This is a genomic window from Bacillus sp. E214, assembly GCF_008087365.1.
Lineage (GTDB): Bacteria > Bacillota > Bacilli > Bacillales > Pradoshiaceae > Pradoshia.
Genome location: NZ_VENN01000003.1, coordinates 208,407 through 227,116, shown reverse-complemented (window position 1 = coordinate 227,116; position 18,710 = coordinate 208,407). Strand labels below are relative to the sequence as shown.

Annotated in this window: 20 protein-coding genes; 6 read left to right on the top strand and 14 right to left on the bottom strand. The window is 37.4% G+C overall.

What is annotated here, in order from left to right:
• Positions 1-106 precede the first annotated feature (106 nt).
• The 3 genes from FHY47_RS13615 to FHY47_RS13605 all read left to right on the top strand — a co-directional run bounded on the left by FHY47_RS13615 (position 107) and on the right by FHY47_RS13605 (position 1,338).
• Entirely contained in the window at positions 107-925 is an 819-nt protein-coding gene (locus FHY47_RS13615; protein WP_066101526.1) for a Cof-type HAD-IIB family hydrolase, read from the top strand.
• A gap of 77 nt (positions 926-1,002) precedes the next feature.
• The gene (locus FHY47_RS13610) at positions 1,003-1,143 is read left to right on the top strand and encodes a competence protein (protein WP_066101530.1); all 141 of its coding nucleotides are present in this window, start codon (positions 1,003-1,005) and stop codon (positions 1,141-1,143) included.
• Positions 1,144-1,338, top strand: a complete 195-nt coding sequence (locus tag FHY47_RS13605) for a DUF3813 domain-containing protein (RefSeq protein ID WP_066101532.1) — start codon at positions 1,144-1,146, stop codon at positions 1,336-1,338.
• Positions 1,339-1,385: 47 nt separating this feature from the next.
• Here the strand turns inward: FHY47_RS13605 and FHY47_RS13600 are convergent, their stop codons facing one another.
• The 14 genes from FHY47_RS13600 to FHY47_RS13535 all read right to left on the bottom strand — a co-directional run bounded on the left by FHY47_RS13600 (position 1,386) and on the right by FHY47_RS13535 (position 16,845).
• Positions 1,386-2,525 carry a glycosyltransferase family 4 protein gene (locus tag FHY47_RS13600; protein WP_066101536.1) on the bottom strand — a complete coding sequence of 380 codons (1,140 nt, stop codon included), beginning with the start codon at positions 2,523-2,525 and terminating at the stop codon, positions 1,386-1,388.
• A gap of 27 nt (positions 2,526-2,552) precedes the next feature.
• Positions 2,553-3,716, bottom strand: coding sequence for an NAD(P)-dependent oxidoreductase (locus FHY47_RS13595; RefSeq protein ID WP_066101538.1), 1,164 nt, complete (start codon positions 3,714-3,716; stop codon positions 2,553-2,555).
• The gene (locus FHY47_RS13590; RefSeq protein ID WP_066101539.1) at positions 3,713-5,149 is read right to left on the bottom strand and encodes an O-antigen ligase family protein; all 1,437 of its coding nucleotides are present in this window, start codon (positions 5,147-5,149) and stop codon (positions 3,713-3,715) included. Before FHY47_RS13590 ends, FHY47_RS13595 begins: the two co-directional genes overlap by 4 nt.
• 45 nt (positions 5,150-5,194) lie before the next feature.
• Entirely contained in the window at positions 5,195-6,856 is a 1,662-nt protein-coding gene (locus FHY47_RS13585) for a right-handed parallel beta-helix repeat-containing protein (protein WP_066101542.1), read from the bottom strand.
• Between the two features lie 59 nt (positions 6,857-6,915).
• Positions 6,916-7,560 carry a CatB-related O-acetyltransferase gene (locus FHY47_RS13580; protein WP_066101544.1) on the bottom strand — a complete coding sequence of 215 codons (645 nt, stop codon included), beginning with the start codon at positions 7,558-7,560 and terminating at the stop codon, positions 6,916-6,918.
• Between the two features lie 66 nt (positions 7,561-7,626).
• Entirely contained in the window at positions 7,627-8,544 is a 918-nt protein-coding gene (locus FHY47_RS13575) for a glycosyltransferase family 2 protein (protein ID WP_066101547.1), read from the bottom strand.
• Positions 8,545-8,557: 13 nt separating this feature from the next.
• Complete coding sequence (locus tag FHY47_RS13570; protein WP_066101550.1) at positions 8,558-9,316, bottom strand: WecB/TagA/CpsF family glycosyltransferase; 759 nt, start codon at positions 9,314-9,316, stop codon at positions 8,558-8,560.
• 84 nt (positions 9,317-9,400) lie between these two features.
• Positions 9,401-10,153 (bottom strand): sugar phosphate nucleotidyltransferase, encoded by a 753-nt coding sequence (locus FHY47_RS13565; protein WP_066101553.1) that lies wholly within the window; start codon positions 10,151-10,153, stop codon positions 9,401-9,403.
• A gap of 24 nt (positions 10,154-10,177) precedes the next feature.
• Positions 10,178-11,632, bottom strand: coding sequence for an oligosaccharide flippase family protein (locus FHY47_RS13560; protein ID WP_066101556.1), 1,455 nt, complete (start codon positions 11,630-11,632; stop codon positions 10,178-10,180).
• 87 nt (positions 11,633-11,719) lie between these two features.
• Complete coding sequence (locus tag FHY47_RS13555) at positions 11,720-12,391, bottom strand: sugar transferase (protein ID WP_066102381.1); 672 nt, start codon at positions 12,389-12,391, stop codon at positions 11,720-11,722.
• 275 nt (positions 12,392-12,666) lie between these two features.
• Complete coding sequence (locus tag FHY47_RS13550; protein ID WP_148630876.1) at positions 12,667-14,037, bottom strand: sugar phosphate nucleotidyltransferase; 1,371 nt, start codon at positions 14,035-14,037, stop codon at positions 12,667-12,669.
• An 18-nt stretch (positions 14,038-14,055) separates the two neighbouring features.
• Positions 14,056-14,745, bottom strand: coding sequence for a CpsD/CapB family tyrosine-protein kinase (locus tag FHY47_RS13545; RefSeq protein ID WP_077247960.1), 690 nt, complete (start codon positions 14,743-14,745; stop codon positions 14,056-14,058).
• Positions 14,735-15,544 (bottom strand): YveK family protein, encoded by an 810-nt coding sequence (locus tag FHY47_RS13540; RefSeq protein WP_066101564.1) that lies wholly within the window; start codon positions 15,542-15,544, stop codon positions 14,735-14,737. The genes FHY47_RS13545 and FHY47_RS13540 overlap by 11 nt, the downstream gene beginning before the upstream one ends.
• 458 nt (positions 15,545-16,002) lie before the next feature.
• Positions 16,003-16,845 carry a YitT family protein gene (locus FHY47_RS13535; protein WP_066101567.1) on the bottom strand — a complete coding sequence of 281 codons (843 nt, stop codon included), beginning with the start codon at positions 16,843-16,845 and terminating at the stop codon, positions 16,003-16,005.
• Between the two features lie 135 nt (positions 16,846-16,980).
• Here FHY47_RS13535 and FHY47_RS13530 point away from each other — a divergent pair, with 135 nt between their 5' ends.
• From FHY47_RS13530 to FHY47_RS13520, 3 genes are all read left to right on the top strand, one after another.
• Entirely contained in the window at positions 16,981-17,838 is an 858-nt protein-coding gene (locus tag FHY47_RS13530) for a DegV family protein (RefSeq protein WP_066101572.1), read from the top strand.
• Between the two features lie 91 nt (positions 17,839-17,929).
• The gene (locus FHY47_RS13525; RefSeq protein ID WP_077247962.1) at positions 17,930-18,064 is read left to right on the top strand and encodes a DUF3941 domain-containing protein; all 135 of its coding nucleotides are present in this window, start codon (positions 17,930-17,932) and stop codon (positions 18,062-18,064) included.
• Positions 18,065-18,189: 125 nt separating this feature from the next.
• The gene (locus FHY47_RS13520) at positions 18,190-18,681 is read left to right on the top strand and encodes a YajQ family cyclic di-GMP-binding protein (protein WP_066101573.1); all 492 of its coding nucleotides are present in this window, start codon (positions 18,190-18,192) and stop codon (positions 18,679-18,681) included.
• Positions 18,682-18,710 lie beyond the last annotated feature (29 nt).

The following is an 18,710-nucleotide window of genomic DNA, read 5'->3' as shown; positions in this document are numbered from 1 at the left end:
TTTTTACAAACCAAACGATACCATTAAACGGCTATACTTGTTATGATATATAAAATAGGAATCTAAATGGAATTAATTCAACTTATAATTTTAGAAGGAGAGCCATATGTCAGATAAACATTTAATTGTACTTGATCTAGATGGAACATTATTGAAAGATGATAAAACCATTTCTCCACGTACTAAAAAAGTATTGCAAACATTACAAAATAATGGTCATGAAGTGATGATTGCTACTGGGAGACCATACCGATCCAGTGAACCTTATTATCGTGAAATGCAATTTAAAACCCCGATTGTGAATTTTAATGGAGCTTTTATTCACCATCCCCTCCATACAGGCTGGGGCATGCATCATTCGCCGCTAGATATAAAAGTGGCAAAAGACATTGTGGAAGCTATGGACGATTATCGTTTACACAATATTATTGCCGAGGTAAAGGATGATGTGTATTTCCATTACCATGATGAAAAATTAATTGATATTTTGCATCACGGCAGCAGCAATATAACTACAGGTGATCTACGCCAATTTCTACAGGCTTCCCCTACTTCGATGCTTATTCATTCCGATGAAAATGATGTCGCCGGAATCAGGAAACACCTTTCGGATGTCCATGCTGAAGTCATTGATCACAGACGCTGGGCAGATCCATGGCATGTCATCGAAATCGTTAGAAATGGAATGAGCAAAGCAGTTGGTGTTGATTTGGTATCAAAAGATTTAGGAATTTCCAGAAAAAATATTATCGCATTTGGCGATGAAGATAATGATCTAGAAATGCTTGATTATGTAGGAACCGGCGTAGCCATGGGAAATGGTATTGAACAGCTGAAAAATGTTGCTAATCACATTACATTATCAAATGAGGAAGATGGAATTGCAGTCTTCCTTGAAGAGAAATTTAATATAAAATCTGCGTGACTAACATAATCTCCGTCTGGTTATGATAGATATGACTCTTCCTTTCGAGTCACACCTTGAATGCAGGAGGTACTTCCATGGGAAAAAGAAATAAATCAAAGCGCTTTGTTCAACAAGGTAAAACGGCTGTGTCTAAACATAGTGAGCGATTCCCATATCGTTTAACGATGGCTGAGGCTGAAGAGAATCAAGATTCTTCTACCTGTGGAGGACTGTAAATGCGCAATGAATTATTTAGTCGGGCTCAAAAAGCTGTGGAATTGGCACAGATAGAAAGCTCTAATCAACAGGAACTAATCACTAAAGCACGCAATGAGCTATCTTCTGCATTTGCGAATTCAACACTGGCTGAGCAGGCGCAACTCCATCAAATGCAAGATGTGCTTGACTCCCTAGAAAACAGCATTCAATAATAAAAAGAGAGGGCACCAAGGTACACTCCTTGCGCCCTCTCTTTATTTCACTTGCTTGCCAATTTTGAATGGGTATCATTTGCCTCTTTATGAATAGATTCATACAAATCAATGAACCTTTCCACTACTGCTCCCCAAGAATTTTGCCTAGCCTTCTCTACTCCTGCCCGCCTGACTTTTTCCATATCTTTGTTGAATAAAACTTCCTTAACCTTTTGTTCAACAGAATCGACATCATCGAAAGACAACAAATAGCCATTCTTGCCATCCTGAATCATTTTTTCAAAGGAGGGGATATTGTTCAGCAATGCTACCCTTCCCGCTGCCATCGCCTCTAATGAAGATAACCCAAAACCTTCATATTCGGAAGCGGATATAAAATAGGACGCCTTGGCCATTTCCTTGAGGAGTTCCTCTTCAGATAATGCCTCACAAATAGCCACATGATTTCCAATTTCATATTCATCGATAAGTTTCTCTAACTCTCCCTTTAAGTTATCATAATCCCTTCCCACAATGGATAGGTGCACATCTGGGAATTCTACCTTCAGCTTCTTAATCAAAAGCAGAAGCTTGTCTATTCGTTTGTTCTTCGAGAATCTTCCAACAAAGATAAACCGATTCGGGTACCCATTTTCCTCTGCAATCGTATGATAATGGTCAAAGTTTATTCCGCATTCAATCAAATCTAGCCTCTCAGGACAGATTGGTCGAAATGATTTATAATCATTTTCACTGACAGCGACAATCCATTTCATATTCTTCAAACTATACTTCGTTACAGTATGGAAGTGAAGCTTTTTATAAAGGTAAAACTTCTTCGTGTGAAAGAACCCGCCATGTGTAGAGAGAATCATCGTTTTTTTATGAAATGGTTTTAATCCAGCTAAGTAATCGAGCAGGAAATCAACCCCATGGATATGAATTAAATCAAATTCAGAGATATAGTTGACAGCAGATAACGCAATCGGATATCTCCGCGAACCGAAATAAGGAATTCTCTTGATTTTAATCCCATTTATAATGGCAGAATCGGAAAATTTTTCACCATTTGAAAAATCTGCATTTAACGTTAATACTTCCGAATAAATCCCTCTTTCTTTTAGGTGGACGGCCAAGTTTTCCACATAATTTTCCATACCTCCAATAACTGGTTTGTATTGTCTGATGACATGGAGAACTCTCATGATGATTCACATCCTCTCATATATTCATTAAATTTCCTGCAATAATATGGACTGTTCTTTTATTTCCATCCATGCCCTATAGGCCAGACTATCGTCTATTTCAACATGTGAGAAGGTCAGTATTTCCCCTTCTTCTACAGGTTTTATAATCCTTACCGAATCTAAGAGTCCAATTGGTATATGGTTAGGCTCATCTTCAATCTTTAACGCTTTCCCTCTCACTTCAAAACTTCCAATGCCTCTATTGATGACAGTTCCAATATTCAGCTTCTTCTTAGCAATCGATCCCATGCTATAGGATGGAAAACAGCTATTATTTAATAATACTTCTTTCTTTTCAAAAACCCTTCTTATTGTTTTGACCACTTCAAGATGGCATAAATGAAAAGGCTGGATAATCGTATAATAAGGACCATCCCCTAGCTTCATATATTGAAGTGCATTACGCTGCCCCTGCATATCCAAATGCTTAGCCGTAATAAATACCCCAGCAGGAGCCTTTGACGACAGAACATAATCGCTGATTGGATATCCTAATTGATCGGCTTCTAATGCGAGTGCATTAGCCCCCTCCTGTAAATCTTCCGCGCTTATTCCCATTATCCCTGATGGCAAAAACTTTGTATTAAGCCCATTTGCCACAAGTGTTTGTTCAAACTCCACTTTCGTTCCATCAGTAAACGAGGTAACCATCTCTAAGCTGATTTTATTTCTATTCGACCAATAAAGCATATCCTTGGGTGAAGGATTAGGATTTAAAAATCCTTTTATATTGCCAAAAACCATTGGTTCAAATCCCATCTGAAGAACATTTTCTCTTAAAGCCGCCAAACAACCAGGCTGGTCTCCTTCTGCTTCTGTAATGTAACCTCGTTTGGCAAAATAGGAGCCTGTTGTAACTTGCAGCTCCGTATTCATTGTCACGACAGGAATTCCTGCTTCCATCACCTTAGCAATCATATCGGTGCCAAACAAAACATCCCCTGTACACTCAACAATTACATCTGAATGCTCAATCACCTCATCGACTGAATGGGTCAGTAAATCAGGATATCGGTAATCTCCTCGAGTATCTACCCTACTTCTTGTTAATACCTTTGTCACTTCTATATCATTAAATAAATGTAGTGCATTTACTAAACCTTTCCCAATAAACCCGCTTCCGATAATGCCCACTCTTTGTTTCATCATCTATCCAATTCTCCCCCCGGTATGGTATTAAGTCTTCTCTTTTCTTTTCTTATGAGAAGGAAATAGCTTGCAATTAAAGCAGCATGAAACCACACGAATCCCATTCTAAATCCATTATTGAAATTGAAATCAACTAAGATAAAAATACTAGCTGCTAAAAAGCCAAGAGGTATGAAATTAGATTTATGATAAACAGACAGAATCATCCAGGCGGCCCTTCCAAGAATCAGCAGGAAAATAATCAGACCAATGATACCCGTATCAAACAATACGGTTAAAAAAATATTGGCATTCCCTTTCCCAGCGTTTAATTCCCCTCCATAAATATACTCCTGCCTAATATCATCTCTCATTGATAATTCCGACATTCCGCCGCTGCCATTGCCGACTAGCGGATGCTTCGGGATATAATCAAGCATCAGCTGGATTGATGCAAACCGGCTGTCTGCTGCTCCCTGGTCGGTTTCAAGACTTGTGCTTGGATTGAAGCGATCATATACCTTCATGAAAATGTCCTGGTTTATGATGAAGAGTACCATCGCCCCCACAATCATAATAATGGCTGAACTCGCAAGCAGTTTAATCGCTCTCATATTTTTTGTGATAATTAAAATAAAGAGTATTGCTACAATTAAGGATAGAATGCTTGCTCTGGCCATACTGATAAATACACCTACAAAACACATAAACATGCCAATCAAAATAAAGAGCTGTGAAAATAAACGGGAATCCTTTCTTAAATACATCACGACAAACCAGACAGCGGAATATCCGGCAAATAAGCCATACCAGTCAGGTTCATGGGCAAATGATGAAGGTCTAGGAATTCCTATCTCTTCATAATGGCTGAGCCCAAATTCAAATCCAAAAAAGAATCCAATCCATTGCAGGATTCCGACAAAAGTTACAATAACACCCGAAATAATGGTGTATTTCAAAATCTTGTCAAAGTAAGAAAGTCCTTTACTATAGATGCATTGCACAGAAATAAAATAGAATAGGTTCAAAAATAGTTGCCCAACGACAGATTCCCAGAAATCCCCCACACTGATTAAATGGCCAATACTAAAAAAATAGCTGAAGACCCATAAATTAATCAGGATAAATAAGGGGGCATGTACAATTTCCCGTCTAGAGAGCAAATATTCAATCGCAAACTTTAAAAATAATGCTAGAAACAATATTTGAAAGATCCGTATATATGATCCCTGAAAGGTAATAAACGATCGGTCAATAAAAATGGACAGGGCAATGAAGGTGAAAATTCTCTCAACTGATAATGGAAAGAAAAAAATGACCGCTATAATCAATATGATGATAGGTAAATAGACAAGCGGTAAGGCAGCAAAGACTCCAACGACCATCGCAAGAATGACCGCCATTGCTATTTGAATAAACTGCCGATTATTGGTGTTCATGAGCAAGCTGTTCACCGATCCCCCTCCTTTTAGGAACTCCACCGTTATGATTTCCAATGACTATTCTAAGTAATGGGCCGTACTATTTCTTAATCTTGGATTAGTACCAATGAAGTCCATATTTTCTTGACTGACTGTTGCTGTAGCTTCTGCTATCTGTAAATAATATTTCTGCGTCGGCAATTTTTGGTCATCTTCATATGTATTTTGATTGAGGTTGCCATTTCCAACATGAGAGAGAACGACTGCAGATCGGTTCTTCAGTTCCTCGGATTTTTTTCCATTATTTTTTAAATAATTCCCTTCAAGGAGAAAATCCTCCTGGCTATACATTTCAATCCCAGCCAGCCCATTTTCACTTATTTGATTTTTTCTTACTTCAAGACCAGAGCTCATTACGTTTAAATTTGCAATGAAGAGTCCCGTCGACTGGTTATGGCTGATTTCGTTATCAGAAATGCTGATTCCGTGCGCCTTATAACCTTGGATGTGGATTCCTTCCTTACGCCCATCAGCAATCCGATTACCCTGAACAGTAATGTCATTGAATTGCCTGATTCCATCTGGAAAATCTCCTGTCTGCTTTCCAATCTTGGATGCTTGAATGAATAAACCTTTCCCTCTGCTGGCGATGATTTCATTATTTTCAATGATTGTATTGTCCATTCCTGTCACGTAAATAGCATTGGCATCACCAGTGTTATATGTTTGCTCAACCCTATTATTCAAAACTTTGACATTTACGGACTTATTCTTCCAGCCTTCTACAAAGATGCCATCTCCACCGTATCCGCCTGTTTTTCCATAGCCTTTAATTGTATTGTTTTCAATTACCCCATCGCTGACTGTGCGAAAGGCAATCCCTGAATTCCGTGAGCCAGTTACTTCATTATTTCGAACAACAATATTTTCATGCTGCTCATGGCCGTCTTCAACAAGATGCCCGACTTCAATCCCAAAATCACCGGCATCATCGACCTTATTTCCCTCAATGGTGATATTATGACTGGACTTTCCTTCCTGATAACTGATGAATATACCATTTTGATGATCGGTGTGGTTGATGATATTATTCATGATTTGGACATTTTCCGTACTCTGCAACCCGATTATTCCATTTGAGCCCCCATCAATGATTCTTGAATCTCTGACCTTTCCGTTTTTCGTATTAAAGAGCATGATAGAGGCACTAGGAGAACGAACAACTTCAACCTCGCTAATATCAAAGCCATCCACAAATTGCAAAACAACTGTATGAGAATATCCGTCATTAATTTGCTTTTCCCGTTTTTCCTTCTCCCCATTAAATGTTAAAGCACTGATTTTAATATTTTGAGCATTCGATTCTGATACGAGAATAGAAGAATCATCCGGTGTACCTTTACTCTTTTCTAGATTTAGCTTAAGAATGGTTTTTCCTATCCCTGCACCTTTTAAGTGGACATTTGACTTTAAAATAATTTTTGTATCGACTTCGTAAACGCCTTTAGGCACGTTAACAATCCCTCCCCCATTGGCACTCACCTGGTCGATCTCCTCTTGAAGGTCGATTGACTTGGCCACCTCATCAACTGATGATTCTGGCAATCCATCTGTCTTATCAGGGGGCTTGATTTGGACAGCTAGAAAAAAAAGAGCACTCATAACAATCAAGATAACTAACCAAAATTTCGTATCCTTCAATAGTGAAGTCAAACGAACTTGTATAAGTATGGGCATCATTTAGTCTACTCCCTTTTAGTGGATTGCCATTTAATAAATTCAGTCAAATCTTTGTATTCTTAAATTATTGATTTCGTCTTAGTGACTTCCTTATTTAGCAATTCTTCCGGTGTAATGGCACCGCATAAATTTTCCTTAAGCCATTCTTCACTTCTTTGGTATAATCGTAACTCTAGCAACTGTTCAATCGTATTGGCATCAAAGCGATATTTTAATACTTTTGCAGGTATTCCTCCCACTATGGAATAAGGTGGAACATCCTTTGTAATGACAGAACCTGCGGCACAAATCGCTCCTTCACCTATCTCGATATCATTCATAATAAAGACATTTGCCCCAATCCAGACGTTATCTCTAATATTCACTTTCTTAAATTCCACATGGTAATCCCGATCTACCCAATTGATATTATTAACCACCTTTGAGGTGGAATAAAAAATGGGAGATGTCGATATGAAGTCAGTCGGATGACTGCCGAGACCGATTTTACTGTCTGGACCTATCGAACAAAAGGAACCTATATTGGCATGCATGATACTACAGTTAGCAGAAAAATAGGTGTAATCACCAATAGTTGTCTTCGAAATACTTGTGTATAAATTTATTGCGCAATTTTTTCCGACCTTTGTTGTTGCCGGATCTATTTCAACATAAGGACCAATAAATACTGACTTATTATTCTTCTTAAATATATAGACTCTCAATCCCCTTTTCAGCGAATGGGGGATCAGACCATATAAAAATTTGATAATGAGCTCCTCCTTTATTTATTACATAAAAGGATATTCACGTTTTCCGCTTGCTGACGCAGCAAAATCGGAGAATGCTTTTTGGATGGCAAACGCAACCTTTTTAAATTGTTTGCCCCTTAAAATATACCAACAGTATTTAACAAAATTTTTGCCGATAAAGAACATTAAAAATAGAAGAAAATTTAACTTGTTGGCATAAATGGACATAAACAGCAAATTATTTCTTGTTCCGTAATAATTGGAGAGAGGTGAACGATAGCCGGTAGTTGCTGAGATTTTGTGAAAAACAAGTGAATCAGGGACATATCGTAATTTATATCCAGCCTTTCTTATTTCAAGACTATAGGCTGCATCCTCATAATAAAGAAAATAATCTTCATTCAAGTACCCAACTTTATCAAGAATGTCCACCGGAAATAAAAACACACAACCAGTTAGAAAATTCTCATCACTAGCTATTTTTCCATTCCTCTCCAATGTTTTATGCAGTACTCGTCCTGTTAACCACTTTATATCTCCGCCCCCATACCATGTTTTATTGCGTTTACTGTGGTAATTGATATGGGAACAACAAGCACCAACTTCTTTATCCTTCTCACATTCAGCTACAAGCGGTTCAAGAAAATAGGGATCAACTTCTGTATCATTGTTTAGTAAGAGAAAGTAGTCAATATCAGCAATATGGCTAAGCGCATAGTGAATCCCTTTGTTATTCCCAGCGGCGAATCCGTGATTCCCACCCAGTTCAAGAAAATGGAACCTGGACTCTTCTATAAATTCTTTTAAACTAGCATTCTCTTTTGAAGCATTATCTACGACAACTACTTCATGATTGGCATATGTTATATTGTTCAGTGATTTCAAACAAGCAATCGTATCTTGCGTACCATTAAAATTCACAATTATCGTACAAACCTTTGGCTTCATACGCACCATATTCCTTCCTCTATTAGCGTTGGATCTCCGCTTCCTGATTAACTAACAACTTATTTTTGACGGTGTAATAAAAAAACTGGAAATTGCCAATCAAATATCTCCTCCACATGCGTCTCGGTTCTAACATAAGACGGAACACCCATTCCATCTTCAAGGTCCTTATAAGCTTAGGAGCACGCGGGATCCGACCTGATGCAAAATCAATATAAGCGCCAACGCCAAGTATGACTCTAGCATCAAGTGCATCTTTATTCCGGTCAATCCATTTTTCTTGGATAGGCACTCCTCTGCCAACAATTAAGATATCTGGCGATACATCGTTAATCTGCTGAATAACTTCTTGATTCTCTTCATCACTAAAATATCCACTCCGTTGTCCAACAATCTTAATATTCGGCATGACTGCCTGTATATTTTGTTTAGCTAGTTCAGCAACGCCAGGACCTGCTCCAAGCAAAAACACACTGTACTCTTTTTCGCTCGCTAATTGCAACAGCATTGGGATAAAATCAGTTCCATTCAAATTTTCCTTAAGCTGGATACCGAACAACTTAGCTCCTAATCTAATCCCAAAGCCGTCATTCAGCAAAAAGTCAGCTCTATTGATGATTTCCCTGTAATCATTGTCCCTTTGCGCGATATTATAACAATGGGCATTTAAGAAATAGATTGCTGCTTTCTTTTTGTTTATGAGACGGGATTCTATCACACATAAGCCTTCCTTTATATTAAAGATATCCATTGCAACATTGCCCAAATGGGACTTTTTCATTTGGATCAGTCTCCTTAACCCCTATTTTCAGTCCATTTATCTGCTCATTATAAACTCAATGAATCTATCTATGATTGCTGAATTTTATTTCATGAGCACTGCTTCTTTTTCAAATAAATTGCTGAAATCCATATTTTGAGCCATTATATTAGCCTGTGCATAAGAAGAATGTGTACCAGCATCTGTCCACCGCCCTCTCAGCACATCAAATTTCAGTAAACCCTCCTTAATATAGTGATTATTGACATCTGTAATTTCCATTTCACCTCGCGCTGATGGGGTAAGCTGGTCAATTATCCTATAAACGGTCGAATCGTACATATAAATGCCCGTCACTGCATAGTTCGATTTTGGTACCATTGGTTTTTCTTCTATCGCGATGATTCTGCCGTCATATATAACCGGAACACCGAAACGTTTTGGATCCTCAACCTCTTTAATTAAAATTTTCGCGCCACTCTCCTGTTGCGCAAAATGCTGCACATAAGGTCGAATTGTATCTGTGAAAATATTGTCTCCAAGAATGACGACCATTTTCTCATTTTCAGTGAAATCGCGAGCAAGTCCAAGAGCCTCTGCTATACCGCCGGCCTTTTCCTGCACCTTATAAGAAAATTCAACTCCAAATTCAAAGCCGCTGCCAAGCAAATCAACTACATCCCCCATATGTTCTCTGCCCGTTACAATTAATATTTCTTCAATTCCGGACTCCTTCAGTTTATAAACTGAATGATAAATCATTGGATATTTTCCGATTGGAAGCAGATTTTTATTGGTGACCTTTGTTAAAGGATAAAGCCGCGATCCGGTACCTCCAGCAAGGATAATTCCTTTCATTTACAACACTCCCTATTAAGTTTTTTATCTCCTAACCTTTAAAACAATCGGTTTATTGAATAAGAAGGGAATAGATACTTCTTTTCTCACTAGCGCGATCCCTATGCATAACAGCATGGTGATTATGCCGCCAGAAAAAAAATGGATAAATTGATGACCAGGCAAAAAGGAGATAATTAAATAGACCACTCCTGCGGTGAAACCTGAGGTTCCAAATGTCATCAAAATTGACCTGTAGGGTAGAAGCTCCCTTTGCCGAATTTCAAATACTTTGCATACATCTCTTTGCTGCAGGTAAATACTAATAAAACATGAGATAACAGAAGCTATAGCTACCCCGATGTACCCAAATAACCCCATCAATGCTAGTCCTAGAACGATATTGCAAATAACCGTGATAAGCGCGTTTTTTAAAACTAGCTTTTGATTACCGGATATAAGTAAAGGCGTGTAAAAAACTGTAAAGCGAAGCGGGAATTTCATTAAATATATTAAAAAGATGATGGATCCGCTTAAATAAGTATCAGAGTATAAAAGATCGATAAACTCTTTATGATAGAAAAATAGAATCCAAAAAATAGGGAACATGACTAATGATAGTAATCGGCTTGATTCTGACCAGAGATTTAAGGCTTCTAGCTTCCGCCTTTGTATGCTGTATAAACGACCTAGTCTTGGTAGCATCGCTGTTATAACAGCTACAGTAATAATAGACATGAAAGGAATCTCTTTTGATGATATTGAATAAATTGCAAACAATTCTATTGAGTAGAATAACCAAATGATGACTTTATCACTTGTCTGTGTAATCACATCGATGGCTGTTACTGCTCCAACTGCCGCTGTATATTTAAGCTGCTGTTTTAATAATGGCAGATCTCCTTTTAAAGACATGCCATGAATCTTATGGAAAAACAGATGCAAAATGATGACTCTAACGATTTCAAACAGGGCAATCAGTTTAATTGTTAAGAGTAGCTCCTTTGTCGCATATAATGTATAGCCAATAATCAGGAAATAGGCAAAATAATAAGATAAATTAATAAAGCTATAAATTTTAGCCCTCTTAATAGAAACAAACAAATTTTCTAAATAACAGCCCATTATGGTTGCAAAGCTCCAAAATCCAATCCAAATCTCATATTTGCGCAATGGGCTATCCTTTAATAAAAACTCAATATTGTATAGAGTATACAGGCCGAAAATCATCAGTACACCAAGAATGAACAAAACCCAGAACGTATTGGTTATCACTAATGATTTTTCACGTTCATTATCCGTTTTGTTAAAGAAATAACTGAACGTTGTATGCATCTCAAACGGAATAAAAGCACCTACCATTACTGCAATCAAAAAGATTTGCTGATAAAGGCCCATTTCTGTTAAGGTCAGTAATCTGGCTATAAGAATAGTTAAAAAAACTTGGACAATTGATTTGGCAAATCGATTAATTGATAACAACATTGATTCTTTAATCATCAGTAACTCCCACCGTACGATTTAGAATAAGTCGATATAAAACATAAATATTATTTATGACTATCACTTCTTTCTTATTGTTCTTTCCTAATAAGCATTATTAGGAAAGAACATTACGATAAACGTTTTGCAAATGATTTTTATATCATAAAAGAAATGGCGCTTACGAATATAATAAAGGTCCAGCTCAACCATTTTTTCAAAGCCGACACTGCTTCTACCAGTAACCTGCCATAATCCTGTACAGCCGGGAATAACGGACAAACGCTGTTTATGATAGTCAGAGTAACTTTCTACCTCTCTCGGCAATGGCGGCCTGGGACCGACCAAACTCATCTCTCCTTTCAAAACATTCCACAGTTGTGGCAATTCATCAATACTCGTCTTGCGAATAAAACGTCCTATTTTTGTAACCCTAGGATCCTCTTTCATTTTAAAAATAGCCCCACTGGACTCATTTTGATTGAGCAGTGTCTCTATCAGTTGCTCTGCGTTCATCACCATAGATCTGAACTTATACATACAGAATGTTTTTCCATCCTTGCCTACACGTATTTGTTTAAAGAACACAGAAGCCTTAGGATCTTCAATTTTTATCAAGACGGCTACAATAAAAAATACAGGAATTAACAGCAGAAGACCCACTACAGCTAGAATAATGTCTAAGTATCTTTTAGATACTAGATATAATTTCTTGTTATCAAGCTCATTCGGTTCTGCGAACGCTTCCTGTGCAGTCCCTGCCTTAGAAGAAATCAATGAATTCACTCCTTTTTCCCCTGATATATGGTGGCTTTTACTTTTGGTTTGAGTTGTTCCAGTCCTTTAATTATTTTTCCATTCCAGCCCCCTTTTGTTCTCAATAACGAATTTTATAGGTATACTAAAGAGTGATTGAATTAATCAGAGAAAGAATTTCATTCACTCTTTTTCCCATGAATATGCTTACTTTTACTTTTGGCTTGAATATTCAGTCCTTCTATTACGTTTCTATATAGCTCTCTTTGTTCTTAATAACGAACTATATAAATGTACTAAAGAGTCACTGAGCTAATCATAGGAAGAATTTCATCCCATTCCATGCTAATTCTATGCACATCTTCCTCCGTCAGCGAACTACCTTTTTGAACTTCAATTAATTCCAAGTCGGAAATAGCTTTCAATGCATGTCTTGTGCCAGCTGGAATTTCAATTACGCTTCCCGGCTTCACATCGTATATATATTCATTCAGTACCAAAGAACCCTCACCTTTGAGAATAGTCCAAACTTCCTTTCTCTTATTATGCTCCTGATAGCTTAAATTGCTGCCGGCATGAATGGTTATTCTTTTTGTGAGCACTTCTGTCCCATTATCATAGACGGTTTGATCAAGGACTTTATACGACCCCCATCGTCTCTCTTCATACATCGGCCTTTGATTAAAATGAAATATGAATTTCTTAAGATCATGACTCAAACCTTTATTGGCAACTAAGATGCCATCGGGGCTCGCGACAACCACCGCATCTGGCATACCAAGAACCGCAACTGGAATGTCCAGCTCATTGATGATATGGGTATTATGAGATTTTGGGCAAATAACACCTAAGCCTTGAACAGTCTCGATCATTTGCTCAGTTAAGGTGCTCCAAATCCCCAGGTCCCTCCATATTCCTTTATAGGGGAGAGCGACAATATTCATCGTTTTCTCGACAACTTCAAAATCAAAACTAATACTAGGCAGGAGTTCATAGACATTTTGTAGCTGTTCGTACTCTATAGGCAAATTCATTTCTTCTAAAATCGAAATCATAAAACCTAACTTAAATGCAAATACACCACAATTCCATAATGCCTCTTCCTTTATCAATCTTTGTGCATACTCTTCTGTCGGCTTTTCTACAAAATGGCTAACAAGAACTAGCCCATCATTTTTCTTTTCTGGAACGATGTAGCCAAAACTAGTAGAAGGATAGCTTGGTTCCACTCCCATTAAAGCAATACTGCAATCTGTTGTGTTTAGCGTATCCTCCAATTTTTTCACAGATTCATAGAAATCATTTTCCACGTAAGAATCAATGGGCAAAACGGAAACTACTTCATCTAGGCTAATTCCTTTGATCGAATATAGGTAGGAGGCAGCAAGAGCAATTGCCGGAAAAGTATCCCGCCGCTCTGGCTCAATAATAAGGGGAACGTTTGAGCCGAGCTGATTTTTCAGGATATCCACTTGTTTCTTACTCGTCGCAATAACTGCCGACTTCATTAGTCCTACTTCATCCATTTGTCGCCATACTCTCTGAGCCATTGATTCGTTTGTCTTATCATGCCCTTCCAATACTTTCAGAAATTGCTTTGAACGTGAATCATTAGATAAAGGCCATAATCTTTGCCCCGATCCTCCAGATAAAAGGATAACCTGCATTTAACCACTCCTTAATAATCAGTTATATTGATAAGCCTTTGGTTTTATTGGATTTCCATTTAATGAAGCTCCCAATAATTCCGCTTTGGAATCTTGTAAAACATTTACTGCCTTTCTTGCATCTTCTTTTAATGTCTGACCGCTTTTCACGACCAGCATGGAAGCTTCACAAAGATTAGCAAGTATTTGCGTTTCAGCGGTATACAAGATAGGTGAAGTATCAAATATTATGGTGTCATATTGCTGGCTTAGAATCGAGATAATGTCCTCTATTCGATTTGCTGTTAAGAGCTCGTACGATGTTTTGGTTACGGGACCGCTCTGGATGATATGGAGATTTGGTATATCTGAAATGCATATAGCTTCATCCACAGTCGCTTTGCCAGCAAGAATAGCTGTTAAGCCATCAGATTGTTTAAGGTCAAATAATTTATGAATCTTCGGTCTTCTTAAATCAGCATCAATGACGATGACTTTTTTATCATGCTGGGCCAGCACGATACCCAGATTTGCGGCGGTGGTCGTTTTGCCGTCCCCGTGGTTTGGAGATGTGACAAGCAGAGTCTGGATGTCTTTACCAATTCGAGAAAACGTTATGCTTGAGCGCAGCAATCTGTACTGCTCACTCACAATCGATTGTTTATAAATTTGTGCATATTTCGCTCTTTCCTTGCTCACCAGCAAGTCTTTATTTCTATTACGACTCAAATGTACGTCCTCCTATTTTCACCCGGCTGTCCTCCATCTGCCTTTCCATGCTTTTGCTGCTAACTTTAATTTCCGGGATATTTCCGATAACCGGTATACCTAATTCATAAAGGATATCTTTTTCATCTCTGATTGTAGGGTCGAGGTACTCCAACAAGAAAGCTACCCCAATAGCACAAAATAAGCCTAATGAAAAACCAATCAGTACATTTCTAATCATATCTGGATTAAATATCCCATAAGGCTCTTCAACATTTGCATTCGCGAGAATATGAATATTATCAATATTCATTAATGTAGTAACCTCTTGCTGGAATACTGTCGCAATACTATCGGCCATTTTCGCTGCCAGAACAGGGTCCTGATCCTTGACGACTATTTCAACAACTTGAGAATTTTGAGTCGTGTTTACTGTGACTTGCTCATTTAATTTATCGATGCTTCTGTCAAGGCTGAGCTCACTAATTACATCTGCTAGAATAGCCTGGCTCTTGATCAACATACTGTATGTATGAATCAATTCAATATTCGCACGGACTTGATTAGGGTCGATTAAATTAGTTTCATTGCTATCAGTTTTGGCGTCCTCTTTTTTTGTTTTCTTATCCTGATTTTGTTGTTCGTTCGTGTTCATAGTGTCGTTGACAAGAATTTGTGTGGATGATTCATACGAAGGAGATAAAAAGAGATAGGAAATAATGCCACTGGCCAGAGCCGCTATTAACGTCATCAAAATAATAAGTACTAACCGTCTCTTTAATACACTTAAAATATCCTTAAAACTTACTGTATCTTCCATCCCAACCTCCATACATTTCTTTTTTTGTTCTCAAAAGAGAACTTATTGTTGATTGTAGTATAGAACCTAGAATTAGAAAAGGGTTTAAATTGTCAAAATTTGTATTTTGGTAAAATTTATTTATTTTAGGGTATTTCAGTTTATATTGATTCTAAATAATGAATGTAAGCCTTTTCGTATTTTTATATACTTATCCACCAGTCGATTTAATAATCAAAGGTAATAATTTATAATGAACAGCCCTTGGCCATGTTTTCTTAACACCATTTCAAAATAATTTAAATTACTTTACCTTCGCTTTTTTATAAGATAAATGTTTTTCGCAAAAAAAAGCATTTATTGTAAGCGCTTTCTATATTGAGGATAGTTAGTTCTCTATGCATCTTCATTCTTATCCTACATTCAAAAATAAACCCTTTCCGTTCGCTCTAAAGCACACGGAAAGGGTTTATTCCTTGTCAATCTTTCCGGAAAGAACCGATAACTCCGGTAGATTGAACGATATTTGTAAATGCATGTGGGTCTACTTCCTGAATAACACTTTGTAAATCATATAGCTCATAACGGCTTATCACAATCATTAGCATATTTTTATCTTCGCCCGTAAAGGCTCCAACAGCAGGAATCATTGTTATTCCGCGTACCAGCTTGGAATGAATCGCCTGCTTCAATTCATCTGCATGTCTTGTTACAATCATAGCTGTAACTTTTATATGTCTTGTATGAATAGCATCAATTACTCTCGTAGAAACATATAATGAAATTAATGTATAAAGTGCCTGTTCTTCTGAATACATAAGCCCCGCAATGGCTACAATAGCTCCATTCAGCATTAAAAAGTAAATGCCGATTGGCTTATCATTGATTCTAGAAAGAATCATTGCCACGATATCCATACCACCAGTGGAAGCACCGAATCGCAGTGTGATTCCCACACCGGCCGCTCCAATTACACCGCCGAAAACAGCATTTAGGATAATATCATCTGAATAGGATTGTACCGGTAATATTTCTAAGAATAATGACATTAATACAACAGCTAAAAAGCTGTACACTGTGAAAGACCTTCCAACCTTAAACCATGCAAGAATAGCAATCGGAATATTAAGAGCAAGTAATAATATACCTGTAGATAAATTAATATTCGTAAACATGTCCAATGCTGCTGATATAATTTGGGCTGTACCCGTGAACCCACTCGCAAACACGTTTGCAGGTATCAAGAAATAATTCATTGCGATTGCATTTAATAAAGCTCCAACCACAACAGCCAGTATTTTTTTTGTTTCATTCCAAACCAAATTTAGCTCCTCCTTAAGTTGACAACTGAAAATAAATTCCCCATGATAGATAGATATGTGAACAATTTTTGTTTTCTATAAAAGATAATAGACTTATAATTAAACTAAGTAAATTTTAAAAAAGTAGGTGTCTATATGAGTGTACAAATTTTGGCTGATAGTGCAAGCGATTTGCCATTAGAATACTTCCAGGATAACAACATCATTCTTTTTCCATTAAAAGTACATCTTGATGACAATGAATATGATGATCAAGTTACAATCAAACCAAAAGTAGTCTACGATGCCATGCGCGAAGGAAAAGCACCCAAAACATCACAGGTGTCTCCACAAAGTTTTTACGAAAAATTCGAAGAGCTGGCAAAAAATAAACAACCCGGACTTTATGTCGCATTTTCTTCCGAATTAAGCGGTACCTATCAAACAGCTGTTATGATGAGAGACGAAGTTAAAGCTGAGTACCCGGATCTTCAATTAGAAATTGTCGACAGTAAATGCGCGTCTTTGGGCTATGGCCTAGTCGTCATGGAAGCCGTACGCAAAGCTGCTAAAGGAGCCAGTCTTGAAGAACTGAAAGAAACAGCACAGTTTTCAGCCTCCCATATGGAACATTTATTTACGGTAGACAATTTGGAATACCTGGCTCGAGGTGGCCGAATTTCCAAAACATCTGCTTTTTTCGGCGGGTTATTGAATATCAAGCCACTGCTAAATGTTGAAGATGGCAAACTGGTTCCACTGGATAAATTCCGCGGCCGCAAAAAACTGATGCAAGCCGTCATCGATGTAATGAAAGAACGAGGAGACCAATTAGATAAACAAATAATTGGAATCAGTCATGGCGATGATATCGAAAAAGCTATGGAATTCAAGCGATTAATTGAAGAAAATTTCCAACCAAAATCCGTATATATTTCATCTGTCGGTGCAACTGTTGGCGCTCATGCCGGTCCAGGTACCATTGCGATATTTTTCTTAAATAAACTATCCTGAAATACATTCTGATGTATACATATTTTCCCCTACTTGCAGCATACTACACATATTCGTAGTAAATAATTTGCAAAGGGGTAAGTAAGCACACATGGGATATCATACTTCAGATAATGATAAAAAAGCCAGAGATAACCAAGCTAAAAATGAAATTAAAAATATTCAGGAAGAGAAAAACCGAAAAGCCGGAAAAAAATCTTTTTCAAAAAAGACTGATCACTTATAAGTAAAATCTCCATTTCAACATATTAACTGTGTATAAAGAGGATTTCAATAAAAAATCCTCTTTTTTACTTGTAATTGAACTTATATAGTGCTTTTTTTATAATAAAATAAAAACGGAGGGATCGTATGGCTAAAGAAAGCTCATTTGACGTGGTGTCAAAAATCGATTTATCAGAGGTAACAAATGCTGTAACGATGGCAATGAAGGAAGTAAAAACACGTTATGATTTTAAAGGTAGCAAAAGTGATATTAAGCTGGAAAATGAGGAACTCGTGCTTGTTTCTGACGATGATTACAAAATGGGGCAGTTAAAGGATGTTTTGATGAGCAAGCTCATAAAACGCGGCGTTCCCATCAAGAACCTTGATTATGGAAAAATGGAAGGCGCTTCAGGCGGCACAGTTCGTCAACGAGCTAAATTAGTTCAAGGAATAGATAAAGACAACGCAAAGAAAATTAATTTAATTGTTAAAAATGTGGGTAACAAAGTTAAATCCCAAATACAGGACGATCAAATCCGTGTGACCGGAAAAAGCAAGGATGATCTTCAGCAAGTTATTGCAGCCATTCGGGAAGCGGATCTTTCTATTGAAGTTCAATTTATCAACTTCCGCTAGTAGTTACATAGGTTTGAAGAGCTACTTAT